13 protein-coding genes are annotated in these 12,745 nt (G+C 53.3%); 3 read left to right on the plus strand and 10 right to left on the minus strand.

Features of this window, described 5'->3' with window-relative positions:
- Nucleotides 1-134: 134 nt before the first annotated feature.
- The 7 genes from DUE52_RS21400 to DUE52_RS21430 form a co-directional block, all read right to left on the minus strand.
- Nucleotides 135-407, minus strand: coding sequence for a hypothetical protein (locus tag DUE52_RS21400; RefSeq protein ID WP_133299899.1), 273 nt, complete (start codon nt 405-407; stop codon nt 135-137).
- A 67-nt stretch (nt 408-474) separates the two neighbouring features.
- The gene (locus tag DUE52_RS21405; protein ID WP_133299900.1) at nt 475-1,029 is read right to left on the minus strand and encodes a hypothetical protein; all 555 of its coding nucleotides are present in this window, start codon (nt 1,027-1,029) and stop codon (nt 475-477) included.
- 124 nt (nt 1,030-1,153) lie between these two features.
- Entirely contained in the window at nt 1,154-2,551 is a 1,398-nt protein-coding gene (locus DUE52_RS21410; RefSeq protein WP_114408103.1) for a hypothetical protein, read from the minus strand.
- Entirely contained in the window at nt 2,538-3,089 is a 552-nt protein-coding gene (locus tag DUE52_RS21415; RefSeq protein WP_114408104.1) for an RNA polymerase sigma factor, read from the minus strand. Before DUE52_RS21415 ends, DUE52_RS21410 begins: the two co-directional genes overlap by 14 nt.
- 75 nt (nt 3,090-3,164) lie before the next feature.
- Nucleotides 3,165-4,427, minus strand: a complete 1,263-nt coding sequence (locus DUE52_RS21420) for an Ig-like domain-containing protein (RefSeq protein WP_114408105.1) — start codon at nt 4,425-4,427, stop codon at nt 3,165-3,167.
- A gap of 169 nt (nt 4,428-4,596) precedes the next feature.
- Nucleotides 4,597-6,315, minus strand: a complete 1,719-nt coding sequence (locus tag DUE52_RS21425; protein WP_114408106.1) for a GMC oxidoreductase — start codon at nt 6,313-6,315, stop codon at nt 4,597-4,599.
- Nucleotides 6,316-6,423: 108 nt separating this feature from the next.
- Nucleotides 6,424-7,014 carry a gluconate 2-dehydrogenase subunit 3 family protein gene (locus DUE52_RS21430; RefSeq protein WP_229312255.1) on the minus strand — a complete coding sequence of 197 codons (591 nt, stop codon included), beginning with the start codon at nt 7,012-7,014 and terminating at the stop codon, nt 6,424-6,426.
- 431 nt (nt 7,015-7,445) lie between these two features.
- Between DUE52_RS21430 and DUE52_RS21435 the strand changes: the two genes are divergently transcribed.
- The 3 genes from DUE52_RS21435 to DUE52_RS21445 are packed head-to-tail and all read left to right on the plus strand — an operon-like array spanning nt 7,446 to nt 8,926.
- Nucleotides 7,446-8,096 (plus strand): RNA polymerase sigma factor, encoded by a 651-nt coding sequence (locus DUE52_RS21435; protein WP_114408108.1) that lies wholly within the window; start codon nt 7,446-7,448, stop codon nt 8,094-8,096.
- Nucleotides 8,097-8,107: 11 nt separating this feature from the next.
- Entirely contained in the window at nt 8,108-8,416 is a 309-nt protein-coding gene (locus DUE52_RS21440; RefSeq protein ID WP_114408109.1) for a hypothetical protein, read from the plus strand.
- 51 nt (nt 8,417-8,467) lie between these two features.
- Complete coding sequence (locus tag DUE52_RS21445) at nt 8,468-8,926, plus strand: HMG-box domain-containing protein (protein ID WP_222930310.1); 459 nt, start codon at nt 8,468-8,470, stop codon at nt 8,924-8,926.
- Between the two features lie 564 nt (nt 8,927-9,490).
- On the opposite strand, the gene DUE52_RS21450 is transcribed toward DUE52_RS21445, so the two are convergent.
- From DUE52_RS21450 to DUE52_RS21460, 3 genes are all read right to left on the minus strand, one after another.
- Nucleotides 9,491-10,483: a 3-hydroxyacyl-CoA dehydrogenase family protein gene (locus DUE52_RS21450; protein ID WP_114408110.1), complete on the minus strand. Its 993-nt coding sequence runs from the start codon at nt 10,481-10,483 to the stop codon at nt 9,491-9,493.
- Between the two features lie 149 nt (nt 10,484-10,632).
- Nucleotides 10,633-11,715: a Gfo/Idh/MocA family protein gene (locus DUE52_RS21455; protein WP_114408239.1), complete on the minus strand. Its 1,083-nt coding sequence runs from the start codon at nt 11,713-11,715 to the stop codon at nt 10,633-10,635.
- A gap of 28 nt (nt 11,716-11,743) precedes the next feature.
- Nucleotides 11,744-12,547, minus strand: coding sequence for a 3-keto-disaccharide hydrolase (locus tag DUE52_RS21460; RefSeq protein ID WP_114408111.1), 804 nt, complete (start codon nt 12,545-12,547; stop codon nt 11,744-11,746).
- Nucleotides 12,548-12,745: the final 198 nt, after the last annotated feature.

Below are 12,745 nucleotides of genomic sequence, written 5' to 3' on the forward strand. Positions count from 1 at the left end.
CTTTTTTTGTTGGCATGTCTTCGACATAAAAAGACCTCCTTTCTGGTTTTGGCGTTGTGGTGATGCTCAAAACTAAGAAAGGAGGCTCTTTTTTGCACATCCCCTAAAATTCGGGATGACTCATGTTCATTTTACTACCGGACGGTATCCACTTTCATCGCTCCACCCCGCCGAAGCGAATCGGTGCGGGGTTGCTTCGGATTCGGGTCGCCCGTTGGTCGTCGGTCCTCAATCTGACCCCGGCGCATCCGGTCGCCCTGCCGAAGCCGGTTTGTGTCTTTTTTAATTGTATCCTGCGTGACGGTTTGCCCGGCAACAGGATTCCAGAGACGGACCATCCCCGTCGATTGGGCGGAGATTCCAAAAAAGGAAACCCCGATCAGGCTGGCAATCAGTAGCTTTTTCATGGTTGTAAGAAAAAAAGCAGACACCGAGCGATGACTGCTTTTCTTGGATTACCTAACTGAATCTTAATTAATTATTTTTCAGCGTATCACGCTTCATCGTCGAATCATTCCGGTTTCTATTTCTCCGGTTTTTGCGGTCGTTCGAATTGTTGGTCGTTCCCTTCGTATTCATTTCTGAGTTCGTCGGGCTGGTCGTAGTCGAAGGATTGGTCGTCGTTGAACCCTGAACCGAATCGGTCTGATTGGACGTGGGGTCGGTAGTCCGGCGCTCACGATTCATCTGACCCTGCTGGTTCATTTGTCCCTGCTGGCCTTGCTGCGTTTGCGGGAACGTAGTGGTTCCGGTCGTCGGAGGCTGCGTTTGCATTTGCGGATTGGCCGTCGAACCGGTAGGCGATTGCGACCCTAAAGTCGTCTGGCCCTGCGGATACGTCGTCGTGTTTGTGTTTCCAGTCGTACCCGTCGACTGGCTATTCATCCCCTGGGTTTGCGGATTGGTCGTCTGCGTTTGCGGGTTTACGGTCGTGCCCGTTGTCGTGCCTGTCGACCCGGTCGTGTTCTGTGCTTTGGCGTTGAGGGCAACCGCCACGAACATAGCCCCCATCATCACTAGCTTTTTCATCGTTGAGTTTTGTTTTATGATGGTTGTTTGAACCAAATCAATTATAAAACAAACTCTGATCATACTAAAGTTGTTCGGAAAAATTTCAATTTCCTGAGCCAACGGGACGACCGTCTGTTCATATTTAAGGCTGCCAGTGTAGTCCGATCACCAGACCGTAGCTGTAGGGTCGAACGCTGAAACTGCGGGAATTATCGCTGATGGCGTTGAGATTATAGACGATTCCGGGCTCAACCTGCAACCGCAGTTTCTCCGTCAATTGGCGCTCAACTCCGTAGGAAGCCTGAAGGAAAGGCTGCCAGCGTTGGCCGGAACGGCCACTGGCCAGATAACCCAGGCTTCCTCCAATCGCCATCAAATGCCGCAGCCCCGTCATCCGACCCGGATTCAACTGCCACCGGCCTTCTGCACTCAGGGCGACATACTGCCAGGTGGTTTTCACCCGGTGTTCCACCGATTTATACAAAGGCGTTAATTTAATGGTTTGCTGATCGACCCACTCCACTTTAGTCGAATCTGAGCGAAGGGCTCGGGCGGAGTAGGTCATTTCCTGCTGCAATTTCTGATAAACCGCCCCAACCCGTAGACTGAGCCTGCGGTTCAGCGGCCATTCGGCCCCGGCCTGCACCCGCAAACCCGTCCGGGCAGACAAAGACGTGGACGGGCGAATTTTTTCCATCACAACCTCATCCTGCCGCACCGGCGTCACTTCCCGGAACGTGTACAGCGGCATTACACTGGCAAAAATGGAAGGGCGCGCGGCCAGACGCTCCGGTTCGACGCCGGGCGCCTGCTGCCCGGCCGGTGCATGAACAGCGGGTAAGGTGGCAACGGGAAACACAAGCCGGGTCGCTTTTCCGGCCACAAACGCGTAGCGCAGAGCCGTTTCCGTCTCCATATTCGTTTGTGGATAGGATGATTGGATTGTAGAGTTTACATCATAGGCTTTGTTTGGTAGTTCTTTCGGTATACTGCTCAGTTGATTTACTAACTTTTCGCTCGTGTTTTGATCATTCCTCCGCAACGGGTCAGAACCTGAGCCAACCGGTTTTCGCCGGAGTTTTTCGGTCGCCCGGGCAAGAACCGATGATTCACCAATCCGGATTCTGGCAAGGCCGGGAAGGGTCGCTGCCGGTTGGTCAATCACGTGGGCCGACCTTTCGTTTTGGGGTATACGACGCCCGGCCCTTGGGATATTCCCGGCCGTCGGACGGCTTTCAGCAACCATCCCGGTCTGCTCTGTTTCCGGTTTCGGATCCGCCTTCACCGTCGCCGGTAATTGAGCAACGGTGCGTGTCGACGAGGCTGTATACTCCCGGACTCCAACAGTTAGCAGGACCAGAATACCCAGAAACGCCACACTCATGCCGATTCGTCGGCCCATATGACGCCCCGGTTTTTCGACCGATGGCGGTTTTGATCCCCTTAAAATACGTTCCAGAGCGTCTTCCGCCGGTTCAGACGCGTAGTTTTCGAGTCGCTGCCGGAAAATCCGTTCCCACTCCTCTTCAGTAGCTGCCATAGCTGACAATCCCTATTTTCTTCAATTTTTGTTTTAAAACGTCTTTGGCCCGCGCCAGTTGCGACTTCGAGGTTCCTTCCGAAATTCCCAGCATCCGGGCAATTTCCTGGTGGCTGTAGCCATCGACAACGTACAGGTTGAACACCATGCGGTAGCCATCGGCCAGGTCCTGCACCAGCGTGAGCAGTTCCTCCGTTGAGATGCGGGCCAGGATGTCGTTGTGTTCGGTATTGCTGGTTTCCCAGGCTTCTTCGTAATCGGTTTCGGATTGTTCGTGGTGGTGCTTGTGATACCAGTTAATGGCCGTGTTGACCATCACCCGTTTCATCCAGTTCAGCAACCGCTCGGGTTGTTCGATGGTATGAATTTGCTGGAAGATGCGGATAAACCCTTCCTGAAACATGTCTTCCGCTTCCGGACGCGAATGGGCATAGCGACGGCAAAGGCCCATCATCCGGCTTTTGTGACGTTCGTACAAAGCCGTTTGAGCCCGCGCATCGTGACGCTGGCATGCCCGCAACAATTCTATTTCAGACAAAGAGTTTCTTCAGGACGACGGTGTACGTACGAATTACAACTTTTCCTTAAACCGACCCAATTTACCATTCCTAATTTATTGAATGGCAAGATTCACCGTCGCCGACGACTTGTTATTTTTCACGTCTGTTAATTCATAGGTAAACTGAAAACTTCCTCTAAAATCCAGGGATGGCCGGTACACAATAACCCCGTTTGGCAGGACTTCCAGAGCGGCACCCGATGGATTATCCGTAATGGTCATACTTCGCAAGGGTGTACAAACGCGGTCATTTCCCAGTGCATAAATGTAAACAAGCCGCTTTTTGGGGTCAGCAGGCAAAATAGCCGCCGAAATCTGCCCGTTGTCGTTGCGGGCATTCAATGTGCAACCGGCATCCGGGCTGGTAACCGAAATACGGGCCGTGGCTTCCTGACAATCCCCGGCATCGCAACGCCGGTACGTCAATTCGTCCTCTCCCGTATAGCCATTTGTCGGAAAATACAATATCGTATTGTTCTTCAACACCCGCGCCGTACCCTTGCCGGGTGCTTTGACGATTGTAACCGGCAAATCGTACCGGGATTTACAGAGCTGGTCGTTGGACAAAACCGGAATGCGTAATGAATCGGTAATGAACCATTGCTTCCAGTAGACCTGCTCGTCTTTCAACAGAATTTTACAGTCTTTATACGGATCGCCGACGCTAATCCGAACCGGACATAGAAACGTGCGGCTTTTCTGCGGAAAAACCGCCTTCACTTTGTAAAAGAAAAAATCAAAACCGTTGAAACCGGCCGTAGGCGTATAACTTATTTCCCCGTTTTCGACGGTTACTTTGCCATGTTCCGGTTGCTGCTGCACGGCCAGACTGGCCAGATCGACCGTGGCATCACAAAACCGGTCATTTTTCAAAACATCTACCGTAATGGGCTGGCTTTCGGCCGTCCGGTACCAATCCGGAATCGGGCCGGCATTACACGGAATCCGGCTGCTGTCGGCCGCCATGCTGATCCGGAACGACCGGGCAAGCCGGGTTTCTTTGCCCGTGCTGACCGCAAACTGGTCTTCACCCACCACAAAAGTGGAATAAGGCGTATAAACCAGCAAACCGCTGCCGCTGAATCGGGCATTACCAAGTCGCGGAGTTTGGGTAATGTACAGCGTCGTAACCGAATTGAGGCCGGAAATGGACGTGAGATCAATCGCCACCTGCTGGTCGGGCAGGGTATAATACTCTATTTCTTCCGTATCCACGCCATCGGGGCCGGGTGCAGCATCCTGCGCGATTCGATCGCAAGCCACTGTGCCCAGCAATAACACCGTCAATACCGTACTATAAAATCTGGATGTAAACATATCACCGTCGAGACAACGCTCTGAACGATATGACAAGGCTGATACCGAAAGGGTTGCAAAAAAAGTGAAGAGTGAAGAGTTAAAAATTAAGAGTTAAAAGTGACTCCGTCGGCCAAACAGGCCGTGGCGTATTTCTACTCTTAATTTTTAACTCTTCACTCTTCACTCCCTAAAGGTTTTGCCGCTTCAGTTCCTGCACGGCGTAGTTGGCCGCACGGGCGGTCATGGCCATGTAGGTGAGCGATGGATTGACACACGAAGCCGAAACCATGAATGCGCCATCCGTACAGAAGACGTTTTTCACCGAATGCACCTGGTTGAATTTGTTCAGCACCGACTGCTTCGGATCATTCCCCATCCGGGCGGTTCCCATTTCGTGAATGCCCAGACCCGGCCACGAACCGTTGTCGTTGATGGTCACGTTTTTCAAACCCGCCGTTTCGAGCATTTCGGCGGCATCGTTGCCCATGTCCTTGCGCATCTTCATTTCGTTTTCCTTGAATTCGGCATCGAAGCGCAGCACCGGCAGGCCATACTTATCGGTTTTCGACTTGTCGATCACGACTTTGTTTTCGAAATACGGCAGACATTCGCCAAAACCGCCGAGGTTCATCGCCCACGGTCCCGGTTTGGTCATTTCGTCTTTGAAAGCCGCTCCGAAGCCCTCCGAAGCCGTACCACGCCCCCAGTTCATGCGGGAAGCACCGCCTTGGTAGCCAAAACCACGCAGGTAATCGCGTTTTGCCTGGCCGGGCAGGTTGCGGAAACGTGGCACGTAAATGCCGTTCGCCCGACGACCGTAGTAGTATTTATCGCCAAACCCTTCGTAGACGCCACTGGCACCCACCCGGAAATGGTGGTCCATCACGTAGTGACCCAGCACCCCGCTTTCGTTGCCCAAACCGTTCGGAAAACGGTTGGAAACCGAAGCCATCAGGATTTGCGTCGACGCCATCGAAGAGGCACACAGGAAAATAATTTTGGCGTTGAACGTCAGTTCTTCTTTCGTCAACTGATCGACCACCCGAACGCCCGTTGCTTTTTTCTTCGCTTCGTCATAAATCACCGACGTTACGATGGAATGCGGCCGGAGCGTCAGATTCTTGGTTTTCATAGCCGCTGGCAACGTGGCCGACTGCGTGCTGAAATACGCGCCGAACGGACACCCCCGGCTACACAGGTTCCGGTATTGGCACTGCGCCCGGCCCAGTGCGCTTTGTTGTGCCGTAGGCTTGGTGATGTGTGCCACGCGGCCGATGGTGATCGTCCGCTCCTTGAATTTCTTCTCTACCTCGCCTTTGACGTGTTTTTCGAGGCAATACATGTCCATCGGCGGCTGAAACTGCCCGTCGGGCAACTGCGGCAAACCATCGCGTGAACCGCTGACGCCGATGAATTTCTCGACGTAATCGTACCAGGGCGAAATGTCTTTGTAGCGGATCGGCCAGTCGGCACCAACGCCTTCCTTAATGTTGGCTTCAAAATCGAGATCACCCAGGCGGTAGCTCTGACGGCCCCACATCAGCGAACGCCCGCCCGTATGGTAGCCGCGCATCCAGTCGAACCGCTTGTCTTCCAAATACGGATTTTCTTTATCGTTAACAAACAGGTAAGCGGTTCCTTCCGAAACCGTATAGCCCGTCCGGGCCTGAACGGCCTGTTCCTCGGCAATCTCCGACGTCACCCGCCCCCGGTGCGGAAACTGCCAGGGGTCGGTCATGGCGGTTTTATACCCTTCGATGTGTTTGATATCTTCGCCCCGTTCGAGCATCAGCACTTTCAAACCCTTCTCCGTCAGCTCTTTCGCTGCCCATCCCCCGCTGATCCCCGATCCGACCACAATGGCGTCGTAGGTAGTGGCTTTGATACTATCTATGTTAAGGTTCATGTTTTTAATGACGAATAAAATGGATAATGAACAATTTCCGGGACTGCTCAGGCAGTTCCAAATGACGAATGAACCGGATACCCATCCACTCGTCCTTGTTCATCGACACTAGGTAGCCCAGGCTTTCTGGCCGGGTTTCAGATCAACACACCCCTGGAACCGGCCCGGAACGGCAATGTAGGCCAGGGCCTGAGTGGCACCGATTTCCGACGTAAAATACCCGTTCAGCGTCAAGGATTTCAGGGTGTTGAAGAAGGGCGTATACCGTTTTTCAGCGGGCATCGAGGCCATGGCCTTGCGCTGTTCGGCGGCTTCGGCCTGCAGTTTCGTCATGATCTCCGTTCGTTGCGTGGCATCGAGCGCCACGAAATTCTTGCTGTAGGCAGCCTGACTCAGCTCATTGGTATGGGCCAGTCCGTCTAAAAACTGCTTCTGGTCTTTTTGCGGATAACAGTCTTTCAGGATAATGTCAATGATCTCATTGACTTTGGCGGCTTTCGCACCGGGGGTGCTGGTCGTGGGGATAATGACTTCGGTCATTTCAGCGACCATCGTATCCTGGTCAGCCGTAAACAACAGAGGCTTTCCGCTCAGGGCCCGTCTGGTGGCCGACGCTTCGAGCGTATCCGCGAGTGCAGGCAGCGTCAGGGTGGTTCCCATCAAAGCCGCAACCCGCATCAAGGCATCTCTTCTGTTCATACTGTATTGAGTAAAAGATTAGTGAGATTCAAAAAACTAACGGAATAATCCATGACAAATATAGGCAATCGATCGGCTATTTGTATGGCGTTCGGCAGGTTTCATCCGAAAAAGGAAGGCCAACAGAGCGTATATTCTTACCGGTGATGCCCCGATACGTCATCCGGAATTCGGGCTATGAATCTGCCAAAAAACCGGTAGAAATGAAATGGATGGGGCATTTTTCTTTTTTTCGTCCGCGATAAAAGCGCTGAAACAGGAGACGAAAGACCCAAAAAATAGCCCGTTCAGTCTCTCATCTCCTGTCTAACTTCTTTACTCCCAAGCCCTAAACGACCTTTCATCGGGTCGATTGCGCCACTTATCCATTTTTAAGGACTTCAGGCACTGGTGATACAATATCCGCTGTTTTCATCCGACTTCCCTGGTGTATGAGAAACGTTGCGCTGTCAGTCCCCATCAACCCGAAAGGATCGGATCATTCCGGTTCCGACTCCCGGCCACCCGACGGGGCGGCCCGGACGGTTCAGCGCGAACGACCCCGCCTGCTGGATTTTATCCGTCGACGGCTCCCGACGCGCGAGGATGCCGAAGATCTGTTGCAGGATGTATTGATGGACTGGGCCGAAATCGACCGGCGAACGCAACTGCCGTCGCCCACGGACCCACTGACGCAGCCCATTGAGCATCTGGCCGGGTGGTTGTTTGCGGTGGCCCGGCGGAAAATCATCGACTGGTACCGGAAAAAGCGGACGGTTTCGCTGGAAGATCAATCCAGGGGCTACGCCGACGACGATGGAGAACCGCTGCTGATGGCCAGTTTGCTGCCCGCCAACGACTTGACCGCCGACGAGATGCTGATGCGCGAAGCGATGATGGAAGCCGTCATGGAAGCGGTTTCGGAACTCCCCGCCGAACAACGTGAGGTGTTTGTCCGGCACGAGATCGACGGACAGAGTTTTCGGGACATGGCCGACGAAACCGGTATTCCGATCAACACGCTGCTGTCGCGCAAACACTACGCGATTCTGTATCTGCGGGAACGCCTGCGGGGCTTATACGAAGAATGGATTATAAACTAAACACAACGACAATGGAACCTCTGTTAATTTTAAAAGGAATCGGCTTTTTAGCCCTCGGAATTGCCCTCTTCATGCTGGTCACGCTGGTCGTCATGCGGCTGTGGAACTGGCTGGTGCCCTCGGTTTTTAACGGGCCGAAAATCCGTTTCGTCCAGGCGCTGGGCCTGCTGTTTCTAACGAGACTGCTGGTGGGTGATTTTGGCTTCGGCGGTGGGCACGGCGGACACTGGCGCGGGCAACACGGTTTTAATCACCACCATGCCGCCGTTTGCCAGCCGCATGAGCATCCCTCAAAAACCGAGAAATCGCTCCAACAATAATGCGGTTGAAACAACCCTTCAACCATCAAACCATTACAACCATTTATTACCATGAAACTATTTTGGATTAAACGCGTAGTCGGCGGCCTGTTACTCGCTGTCATTTTTGTAACGGCGGCCGGTTGGGCCGTATCAGGTCTCTGGAACTGGCTGGTGCCGGTGCTGTTTGCCGGCCCGACGATCACCTTCGTTCAGGCGTTGGGCCTGCTCCTGCTGAGCCGGATTCTGGTCGGTTTTCGCGGGGGCTGGGGTGGCCGACGGTGGGGCGGTGGCGGCTGGGGCGGAGGTCCCTACGGCCACCCGAGACACGCTTACTGGCGCGAGAAAATGTCGAACCGCTGGCAGAACATGACGCCCGAAGAACGTCAGCAGTTCAAGCAGCAAATGAAGGAACAATGGAAAGGCGGCTGTGGCCCGCGCGGATTCGGCCGCGGACGACAGCACTGGGGGCCGGAACCGCAGGAAACGGAACCCGGCCATCCGGCGGAGCCTACGGCGACGAAGAGTTGATTATTAGTGATACAGGGGAAATGAAGAACTCGTTCAGGATTTCATTTCTCTTCCAGGAATACAGAAGGATGAATATCAAATCAGTCCTGTACGAAGGATGCATTTCCCCCCAACCTCTTTGGCTACTGGCGCAGAACGATCTTTAGAATGGCTTTTTATGATGCTGTGGCGCGAATGATGAGGGGCCGCGTAGCGGACGGATGTTTGTAGCCACAGTGTGTCATCGAGACAGCCCGCGTGCCTTTGGGTACGCAACAGGAAGGGGCAGGCAATTGCGTACCCAAAGGCACGCGGCAGGAACCGGGTAGTCTTTTCGCTACAAACATTCGTCCGCTACGCGGCCCCCTCATTGGCGTTAGCATCGACAAGGGTTTGCAAAAATCGTAACCAAAAAAAGAAGAAAAAGCGGTCTGCCAATCGTTTTAAATCCTTCGTACAGGACTGGTATCAAATGAAAAATGATAAATGTTAAATGTAAAAGTACTGGATTGGAAGCCACTTTTACATTTAACATTTATCATTTGATATTCGTTTTATGCAATCCTAAAGAGTTCGAAATCGTTTCTATACCGAATCCTCCTTCTCTTTTAATTTTTGCTTCACATAATCAGCCGGATATTGCAAGGCGATTTCGCGAATTTTGTAACTGAATTCCGTAAACGTTTCCTCCCAAAGCCGGGCTTCTTCCGGCGTATAGTCATAAAAACCGTGTGCATTGGCAACGCCCCGCCCCCCGCTTTTTACGATGTCGTCGATCAGCTTAGGCACTTCCGTACTGTTGTTGAGGGTGGGCAACAGGTCTTTCATGACGGTATGGTAGGCCGGAACACCGGTCAAATCCATCCAGCGGAAAACCCCCACCAGCGTCATGAAATAGCCTGCATTGTTGCGGCAGGAACGGTCCACATCCTCCACCGTCGCGTAACCGTTTTCAACCAGGCTGATGGCTTCCCGGTACATGGCATACATCAGGCGATTGGTGATAAAACCGGCAATATCCTTTCGGACCAGGATCGGTTCCTTGCCCCAAAAGTGGGCCAGTTCATAGAGGTATTCGCCCTGGGAAACTGCACTGTCGTCACCGCAAATGATTTCCAGAAACCGGGTCGTGTGCGCCGGTTCGGCCCAATGCAATCCAAAAAACCGCTCCGGGTGCTGGGTTAGTTTCTGAAGCACACTGATTGGAATGGCCGAGGTGTTGCTGGCCAGCAGCGCATCGGCATCAATGACTCCTTCCACTTTCTGGTACACCGATTCCTTAATCCCCCGGTCTTCGATGGTGCATTCAATGACCAGCCGGGCGGGCCGGAGTTCTTCGTAATCCTCCGTCAGGATCAGGTTTTCCAGATACGATTCCGGTTGATTCGTAATCAGTCCCTTTTGATACGACCGTTCGAGGTGCTCTTTGATCCGGGGCAGGGCGGTGACCATGTCAACGGGAATCGGCGCAACTGCAACGACGGGATGACCCGCAATCAGTAAACAGGTGGTAATGCTGCATCCCATCAGCCCAAGGCCAACGATGCCGACCGGGATTTCTTGCGGAATTGGGGTCATTAGCTAAAATCTAGTGGTTCAACCGGATGCCGGAACGCAAAAGCGCGGCACAAACGGCCTAAAGGTATTCCGGTTTCGGTCAACTGACTACTTTTTTCCTTCTTAATTCTGGTACGAAATTTCAACCACCTCAACAGGAAACCGGGCTTTTACAAAATAACAACCTGGCCGGTTCGCACGGATTCATCGCAGGCAAAGGCAATGCGAAGGCTGTTGACGGCATCCTGCATGTGATCGGTCAGGTCGATATCTTCCCGGATGGTTTTCAGAAAATACCGCTGCTCCCGGTTACAAAGCTCCTGATGATCAGGTTCGTCCTCCAGATTAATCCACTCATCCGGTTTCGCAAACCGCTCACTGGCGTCCAAGTCTGCATGGTGAAACCGGATGGATTCAGTTTTGGTATGGGCTTCGATGGACGACGATTTACCTGCGCCCCCGGCTTCTTTGGCCACGATGGAAACACTGCCCTTCGGCCCGAAAACATCTTTGACGAAAAACGCCGTTTCGCTGATCATGGGTCCCCACCCGGCTTCGTACCAGCCCACCGACCCGTCTGCAAACCGGATCTGGAGTTGGCCGTAATTGTAATTATCCGCCGGTATTTCGTCCGTCAGCCGGGCACCGATGGCGTAGACCTGAACGGGTTTGGAACGCGTCATCTGGCACATCACATCGATGTAATGCACCCCGCAGTCCACAATCGGGCTCAGGCTTTTCATCAGGTTGCGGTGCAGGGTCCACATGCTGGTTTCGCTTTGCTGGTTCAGGTTCATCCGCATCACCAGCGGTTTTCCCAGTTCATGCGACAGGGCGACGAATTTCTCCCACGACGGATGATGGCGTAAAATGTAGCCGACCACCAGTTTCTTGCCCGCTTTCACGGCAGCTTCCACCACCCGCTCGGCCCCGGCCACCGAGTCGGCCACCGGTTTTTCGATAAAAACGTGGCACCCGGCCTCAAACGACTTGACGGCAAATGCCTCGTGCGTGTCCGGGTAGGTCGAGATACACACCGCATCCGGTTTGGTCTGCTCCAAGCCTTCTTCAAAATCACTGAAAAGGGCAAAACCGCCCCCCAGTTTTTCATTCAGGATTTCCTTGCTTTTTCCGGTGGAGACAATGCCACAGATTTCGAAGCCCTCCAGCAGGTGATAGGCTTGGGCGTGGGATGACCCCATGTTACCGCATCCCACCACAAGGACACGCAAAGGGGTTGACTGATCAGACATGACGGTTTCGGTTAATCGGTTTTCGGTGTTATTTCCTTCGTAAAGGAGCAAGTTCTACTTTTCTAACGAATAGCTCGGCACCCTCGGATTGAATCTGGATGCGACCTTTCGCGGGTTTCACCTGGGTAGCCTGGTTGACCAGCGTCCCATTCAGGTAAATGGAAACCGTGTCGCCCTCGGCCACGCAAACCATCGTATTCCACGCGCCCAGCGGTTTTTCAATATCTTTGGCACCCCGAAACCCCTTGACATCCTTCCAGGCCGGGTCCCGGTCGAACCAGTCGATCCGGCCGCTGTGGATGGTCAGGGGCGTACCCGATGGGGAATACACATTTCCCCGGCCTTCCTGTTTGGGCGCTACGGTGGCCGTCAAGGCGTAGTTCTCACTGCCATCGCCCACCACCAGAAAATCACCCGACCCGCCCTCGATGAGCTGGCATTCGATGGAACGCATCCAGATACCGCGATACCCACCATCCGGCCCGGTGGAATGCAACAGGATGCCATTATCCCGCGCGCGGTCTTCCCGGGGTGCATAGGTTCTGTCTCCCCATTTGAATTCCACCGTCAGCGTATAATTCTCGTACTCTTCGTTGGTAATGATGCTGCCATATTCTTCGCCCGAGACGTGAATCAGCCCGTCGTGTACCGTAAAGACCTTTTTAACATCATTCTCCCGTCCCCGTTTTTCAATAAAGACGTACCACCCCTTCAGGTTTTTTCCGTTGAATAGTTTGACGGTTTTCGACCGCGCCGATTGAGCCGCTGCGTCGCCCGTGGCAACCAACAGGGCGATGATCACCACCAGAACGGAAAAATTCAAGCCCCTCATTTTCAAGGTGTTTTTTGTTTTAGAATATATACTTTTTGCCCCTCTTCCCTGATTGATTAAAATTTAACGCGAACTATGATATGTATTGATTATGAGCTAATTAAGTGCCATAGGCACGACATGTTTGTAGCCAATCGGGTACCCGGTTCCTCCGGCGTGCCCTTGGGTACGCAATCTGCTGCACTTGTTGCGTACCCA

Source organism: Larkinella punicea (assembly GCF_003334855.1).
Taxonomy (GTDB): Bacteria; Bacteroidota; Bacteroidia; order Cytophagales; family Spirosomataceae; genus Larkinella; species Larkinella punicea.

Bases quoted from the DNA above. Each gene is read 5' to 3' on its own strand.
- DUE52_RS21400 (WP_133299899.1), bottom strand. From the start codon at position 407: ATGAAAAAGCTACTGATTGCCAGCCTGATCGGGGTTTCCTTTTTTGGA.
- DUE52_RS21405 (WP_133299900.1), bottom strand. From the start codon at position 1,029: ATGAAAAAGCTAGTGATGATGGGGGCTATGTTCGTGGCGGTTGCCCTC.
- DUE52_RS21410 (WP_114408103.1), bottom strand. From the start codon at position 2,551: ATGGCAGCTACTGAAGAGGAGTGGGAACGGATTTTCCGGCAGCGACTC.
- DUE52_RS21420 (WP_114408105.1), bottom strand. From the start codon at position 4,427: ATGTTTACATCCAGATTTTATAGTACGGTATTGACGGTGTTATTGCTG.
- DUE52_RS21425 (WP_114408106.1), bottom strand. From the start codon at position 6,315: ATGAACCTTAACATAGATAGTATCAAAGCCACTACCTACGACGCCATT.
- DUE52_RS21430 (WP_229312255.1), bottom strand. From the start codon at position 7,014: ATGAACAGAAGAGATGCCTTGATGCGGGTTGCGGCTTTGATGGGAACC.
- DUE52_RS21435 (WP_114408108.1), top strand. From the start codon at position 7,446: ATGAGAAACGTTGCGCTGTCAGTCCCCATCAACCCGAAAGGATCGGAT.
- DUE52_RS21440 (WP_114408109.1), top strand. From the start codon at position 8,108: ATGGAACCTCTGTTAATTTTAAAAGGAATCGGCTTTTTAGCCCTCGGA.
- DUE52_RS21445 (WP_222930310.1), top strand. From the start codon at position 8,468: ATGAAACTATTTTGGATTAAACGCGTAGTCGGCGGCCTGTTACTCGCT.
- DUE52_RS21450 (WP_114408110.1), bottom strand. From the start codon at position 10,483: ATGACCCCAATTCCGCAAGAAATCCCGGTCGGCATCGTTGGCCTTGGG.
- DUE52_RS21455 (WP_114408239.1), bottom strand. From the start codon at position 11,715: ATGTCTGATCAGTCAACCCCTTTGCGTGTCCTTGTGGTGGGATGCGGT.
- DUE52_RS21460 (WP_114408111.1), bottom strand. From the start codon at position 12,547: ATGAGGGGCTTGAATTTTTCCGTTCTGGTGGTGATCATCGCCCTGTTG.